This window comes from Actinoplanes sp. NPDC051633 (genome assembly GCF_040681735.1).
Classification (GTDB): Bacteria; Actinomycetota; Actinomycetes; order Mycobacteriales; family Micromonosporaceae; genus Actinoplanes.
In genome coordinates this window covers 1-5,646 of sequence record NZ_JBFAZH010000469.1, presented here as the reverse complement: position 1 = coordinate 5,646, position 5,646 = coordinate 1, and the positions used below count along the sequence as shown (strand labels likewise).

Sequence of the window (5,646 nt, the reverse complement as noted above, 5' to 3'; positions counted from 1 at the left end):
TTCGTGGGTCGCCGCGCTGAACTGGGCGTTCTGGATGAGGCGTTGCGCGGCGGGTATCAGCTGGTGCTGGTGGTGGGCGACGCCGGTCTAGGGAAGACCCGGCTGGTCGCCGAGGCGATGGACAGCGCCCGGCAGCGCGGTGCGGTAACCGTGGCGTGTGGATGTTTGCCGCTGGCCGACAAGCTTCCGTTGTTGCCCGCCGTTCACGCGCTGCACGAGCTTGATCGCCTCGGGGGAGGCCGGGTGCTGGCGGGCGCGCTGGATCACCTTCCGGGTTTTGTGCGTGCCGAGTTGGCCCGGTTGCTGCCGCAGTTGGGCGACGAGTCGCCGGGCGCGAGTGGACAAGCCCAGCTAGCTGGGCGGGAGCAACTTTTCGCCGCGTTCGCCGCGCTGCTGGTGCAGCTTGCCGGTGAGGCGCCGGTGGTGCTGCTGGTCGAAGACATTCACTGGGCCGACTCGGCCACCTTGGATCTGCTCACCTGCCTGCGCATCGCCGCCGCCGGATCGGCCCTGGTCCTGGTGGTCACGTGTCGTAGCGACGAAGCGTCGGTGGAAGAGCACATTCTGAGCTGGCTCGCCCAGGTCCGACGGTCGACCGCGATCGTTGAGGTCCGGCTGATCCCGCTGTCGCGGGACGAGGTGGCCGAGCAGGCTGCCGACCTGGCGGGCGGCGCCCCATCCGCGGCGTTCGTCGACCGGCTTCACGCCCGCGCCCAGGGCAATCCGTTCTACGTCGAACAGTTGATGGCCGCCGCGCTCACCCGGCCGGCTGCCGGCGATCTGGAGCTGCCGCGCCGGTTGCCCGGTGGGCTGACCGACTTGTTGACCGGACGGGTCCGGCAGGTGAGCGACGCTGCGCGGGCGGTGCTGGCCGGCCTGGCGGTCGCCGAACGGCCGTTGACGGAGCCGTCACTGGCGGCCGTTACGGGGCTGCCGGAGCCGGCGGTCCGCCCGGCGCTGGGCGAGCTGTCGGCGGCGAAGCTGCTCGCCCCGTTCGACGACGACGGCGGGGGCTGCCGGCCGCGCCACGCGCTCCTCGCCGAGGCGGTCACCGCCGGCCTGCTGCCCGGCGAGCGGCTGTCGCTACACGCGCGCACGGCGATGGTGTTGGAGGCCACCGGTGATCCGGCCGTGATGGCGGAGGTTGCCGGGCACTGGGCAGCCGCGGGCCGGCCCGCCGATGAACTGCGGGCGACCGTCGCAGCGGCCGAGGCCGCGCTGCAGGTATTCGCATTCGGGCAGGCCGCGGACCTCTGGCTGCGGGCCATCGATTTGTCGCAGCGGCTACCCGACGCCGCTGCACGGCTGAATCTCGATCCGGCGGGTCTGCACCTCTCCGCGATCGACGCGCTCGGCTGCTGCGGTCGCCGAGAGGAGGCCGCCCGCCTCACGGAGCAGACCTACCACCGGTTCGCAGCGTGGCCCGACCGTGCGATAGCCGCGCGTGTTCACAGCCTCACCGGCTCGTCCCGCTCGATCGACGACCCAGCTGCCGCGAGGCCGCTCTATGACGAAGCGCTGCGACTGTTCACAGGCACCCCCGCATCGCGCGAGCACGCCGAATCGCTTCTGCACTACGCCAACGGCTTCCGCGGTCAGGGACAAAGCGACGCCGGTCTCTCCCACCTCGATCAAGCGCTGGTGGTTGCCGAAGCAGCCGGGGCCACCGACGTGGCGATCATAGTTCTGGCCAATCTTGCCCGCCTGCACATCGTCAACGGCCGTCTCGATGACGCGTTCGCGTCCCTGCAGCGCGGCAACGATCTTGTCCGCAGCCTTCAGAGCCCGAGCGCCGACGCCGGATCTGGCGGCTTGCTTGCGGCAATCGAAAGCGATCTTCTTCTCAAGACCGGCCGGCCGCAGGAGGCACGTGATGTCGGGCTCGAGGGCTACGAGCGTGCCAAACGTATCGGGCGAGGCGAATCCGTCTTCGCCATCTTCCCGTTGTCGAACGCCGTCGAGGCCATCCTCGAACTGGGTGACACGGCCGAGGCAGCCCGCCTGCTGGACCCGTTGACCTCCGACGGACCCCGGCTTGACACCTGGCCGCTGCACGCCTGCCGGGTTCAGCTCGACCTGCGCCGGGGACGTGTGGAGCAGGCTGCGAAACGCTTGGACACCATCCGGCGATTGCTGCCCGCCCTGGGCGACGTCGACTTCGCCCGGGAGATCGCCTTGGTCGCAGTGGAGCTTGCCCTGTGGCGCAGTGAGCCGCAGGCCGCCCTCGCCGAAGCCGAGCAGGTCCTCGCGCGTCTGCACGGAACCGAGCAGGAGCTGCTGTGCGGCGAGCTGCTGGTGCTCGGGGCGCGAGCGGCCGCGGACCTCGCCCTGCGTGCCCGGGCGAAAGGTGATCGGCTGGGCGAAGGCGCCGCCGACGCAGCCCTCCAGCGCCTGGCGAGCATCCTGGAGCGGATGGGCGGGCGGCCCTTCACTGAACATCCGTACGCCGTGCGCATCCCCGGTGATCGCGCCGAGTGGACGGCGGAGCGCAGTCGCGGCGAAGGCGTCAGCCATCCGGCAGCGTGGGAAGCCACGGCGGCGGAGTGGGAGGCACTCGGACGGCCACACCGCGCCGGCTACGCCTGGTGGCGCCACGCCCAGGCGCGGCTCGAAGCAGGGCAATCTCCGTCGACAGTGGCCGGACCGTTGCGCCGGGCCGCCGCCTCGGCGGCCGGCATGGCTCCGTTGGCCGAGGCGATCGAAGGACTCGCCCGCCGGGCCCGCATCTCACTTCAAGCCACGGACGAGGAGTCAGAACACGCCGCCGTGCCTTTGTCCCGTCGCTACGGGCTGACCGCCCGAGAACTTCTTGTCCTGCGGCTGGTCGCCGACGGCCGTACCAACGCCCAGATCGGCGCGGAGCTTTACATGAGCCCGAAGACCGCAAGCGTGCACGTGAGCAATATTCTGCGCAAACTGCGAGTCACCAACCGAGTCCAGGCCGCCGCCCTGGCCGAGCGCGCCGGCATACTCGAGGAAACGCCGAACCACTGAAATTTCCCATTTCTGGCTACTTCAGTTGCTCGGTGACCCCCGGCAGCATCCGGCGGCTGGTGACGATCACCATGCTCCCTGGTGTGGCGGGCAGCAGCGGTCGGACCTGGGCGGAGTCAGCCGCGTTGTCCAATACGATGAGCAAACGACGCGCCGCTGCCGTGGAGCGGAACTGAGCGCCGGCTTCCTCAACCTCGGTCGGGACGCCGGCGGAATCGGCGCCCAAGGCCCGCAGGAACCTGCCCAGCACGTCGAGCGGCGCGAGCGGCTGGAGTCCAGCGGTGGCGCCCTGCAGATTGACGTACAGCTGACCGTCCGGGAACCGGCCGGACAATCGATGAGCGGCATGGATCGCGAGAGCCGACTTTCCGACTCCGGCGGATCCGCTGATCGCATAGATCGTCACGGCCGGGACATCCGCCGACAGCACCCGGTCCAGAACGGACATCTCCGTCTCACGACCGGTGAAGCCGGCGACGTCCATCGGCAGCTGCCGCGGCACCGTCCGGTCACCCGTGGAACGGCGCGTCCCGCCAATCGTCGGAGGTTTGCCCGCGAGCAGGTCGGCGTGGATCTGCCGCAGCTCCGGTCCGGGATCGGTCCCGAGCTCATTGGCCAAATGCTTTCGCAAGACCTCGTACATATCGAGAGCCTCGGCCGGCCGGCCCGCGCGGGTTGTCGCGACGAGCAACCGCGCCCACAGCGACTCCCGCAGCGGGTGCAGCGCGACGAGCTGACGCAGCAGCGGCACCAGACCGTCACTGTCGTTGTCGTCCACGGCGAGGTCGGTCCGCCGCTCCACCGCTGTCAGGTAGCGCTCGAGCAGCGCCGCCGCCACGGATGTCTCCAGCCACGCCGACCGCACGTCCTGAAACGGTGTCCCGCGCCACAACCGGAGGGCCTCCACCAGTACGGCCCGCTCCATCGCGGCGTCCGGTGCGGCCGCCAGTCTGTCGAGCAGCCGGGAGAACCGGACGGCGTCGACACACTCGGGGTCGGTCTCCAGCGCGTAGCCGGCTGGATAGGTGCCGATGGACCCGGGACCGAGTAGTCCGCGCAGGCGTGTCACGTACAGCTGGAGCGTCCTGCGAGGGACCTTGGGCAGGTCGTCATCCCAGACGGCGGTCGTCAGCTGGTCCGCCGAGACCGGCTCCGGTGCCGCGATGGCGAGTGTGGCGAGCAGCGCCCGCAGCCTGGGCGAGGTCAGTGCGATCGGCCGCCCCGTCAGCGAGACCTCGAACGGCCCCAGCACCCCGACGCAGAGTTGACCGTACGGGTTCGGCGGATCGAGGTCGATCATGTTCCTCCTCCCGCTACGCTGCCCGCCCTTCACGAGGCCGTCCCGAAGTATGGCGCTACCTTTGTCCACTCGCGAGCGTCGTCGCTTTCAATTCCGCCCTTAGCCGCCCGTTCCGTACGGTTTCTCGTCGCCGTGGTGAAGGCGGTCGCGCAATTCGCGTACCTGAATGGCTTTATGATACATGTAATGGCATCGGTTGATCGGCTAAGAGCTTGCAACGATTAGCCACAGGCATTGTCCCTGACCACTGAATTTGACATTCTCCGGGAGGACGCTGCCAGCGACGGTCGCCGATCGCTGCCGTGCCGTGGCGTCGGAACTCGGAGGGCGATCTCGTGACCCGCAGACGTCGGCAAATACTCATCGCTGCACTGGTGGCGGCCCTCGCCGTCACGACCGGTGCGACAGGACTCCATCTGGCGGGCGCCGAGGTGCCCGGTGCCCGGGCGGCGGCGACCGGCGACGGCGAGATGCCGAGCGCCGCCGGCGCTCACCTCGCCGCGCTGCACCAGGCGCAGCCCAACGGCGGGGTGCTCGACAGCCCCGGCGCCCTCGGGCTCGGCGAGTTCGACGAACGCGCGTACCCCGCCAACACCATCTCGGTCGCGCAGGTCGACCGGTCCCGTGCGGCGTACGCCTCCGCCGACCGCCGCGCGGCACCGCGCGGCCGTGCCTGGCAGAACCGCTGGACGAACATCGGCCCGAGCGAGGCGTTGTACCCGTTCACCGAGTTCCGCAACGCCTACAACTACGTGCCCAACGAGTACGTGGCCGGCGGCCGGACCACGTCGATCGCCCTCGCCTCCGGGTGCCGGCCCGGCTTCTGCCGCGCCTACATCACCCCGGCCGGCGGCGGCGTATGGGCCACCCTGGACATCCTCGCCGCGAACCCGAAGTGGGCGTACCTCGGCGGCCCGCTCGGCATCAACGCGGCCGGCGCCGTCACGGTCGACCGCAACGACCCGACCGGCCTGACCATCTACGTCGGCACCGGCGAGGCCAACATCTGCGCCTCCGGCTGCGTCGCGGGGGTCGGGCTCTACAAGTCCACCAATGGCGGCCTGACCTGGGAAGGTCCGCTCGGCAAGAACGCGCTCAGCGGCAAGGGCATCGGCGACATCATCGTCAAGCCCGGAGACCGCAAGACGCTGTACGTCGCGACCACCACCGCCCTGCGCGGCATGTCCAGCGTGTGCTGCAGCGGCATCACCCGGCCCGTGCCGGACGCCGCGAAGTGGGGCCTGTACAAGTCCACCGACGGCGGCCGGAACTGGGCGTTCGTCCACAACGGCTCCGCCGACGCGACACAATGCACCGGCAGCACCGAAGAGTGGACCAACAACTCGGCCTGC

Annotated in this window: 2 protein-coding genes and 1 pseudogene; 2 read left to right on the top strand and 1 reads right to left on the bottom strand. The window is 70.1% G+C overall.

Going from position 1 to position 5,646, the window contains the following annotated elements; translation table 11 throughout:
• A partial coding sequence (locus AB0M20_RS24050; protein WP_364301685.1) for an AAA family ATPase occupies positions 1 to 2,994 on the top strand: 2,994 nt, incomplete at its 5' end.
• 16 nt (positions 2,995 to 3,010) lie between these two features.
• Here AB0M20_RS24050 and AB0M20_RS24045 read toward each other — a convergent pair.
• On the bottom strand, positions 3,011 to 4,294 hold the full coding sequence (locus AB0M20_RS24045; RefSeq protein WP_364301683.1) for a BTAD domain-containing putative transcriptional regulator: 1,284 nt from the start codon (positions 4,292 to 4,294) through the stop codon (positions 3,011 to 3,013).
• 335 nt (positions 4,295 to 4,629) lie between these two features.
• Here AB0M20_RS24045 and AB0M20_RS24040 point away from each other — a divergent pair.
• Positions 4,630 to 5,646, top strand: a pseudogene (locus AB0M20_RS24040) (exo-alpha-sialidase); the annotation flags it as partial.

Coding starts and splice junctions, on each gene's coding strand:
- AB0M20_RS24045 (WP_364301683.1), bottom strand. CDS start 4,294: ATGATCGACCTCGATCCGCCGAACCCGTACGGTCAACTCTGCGTCGGG.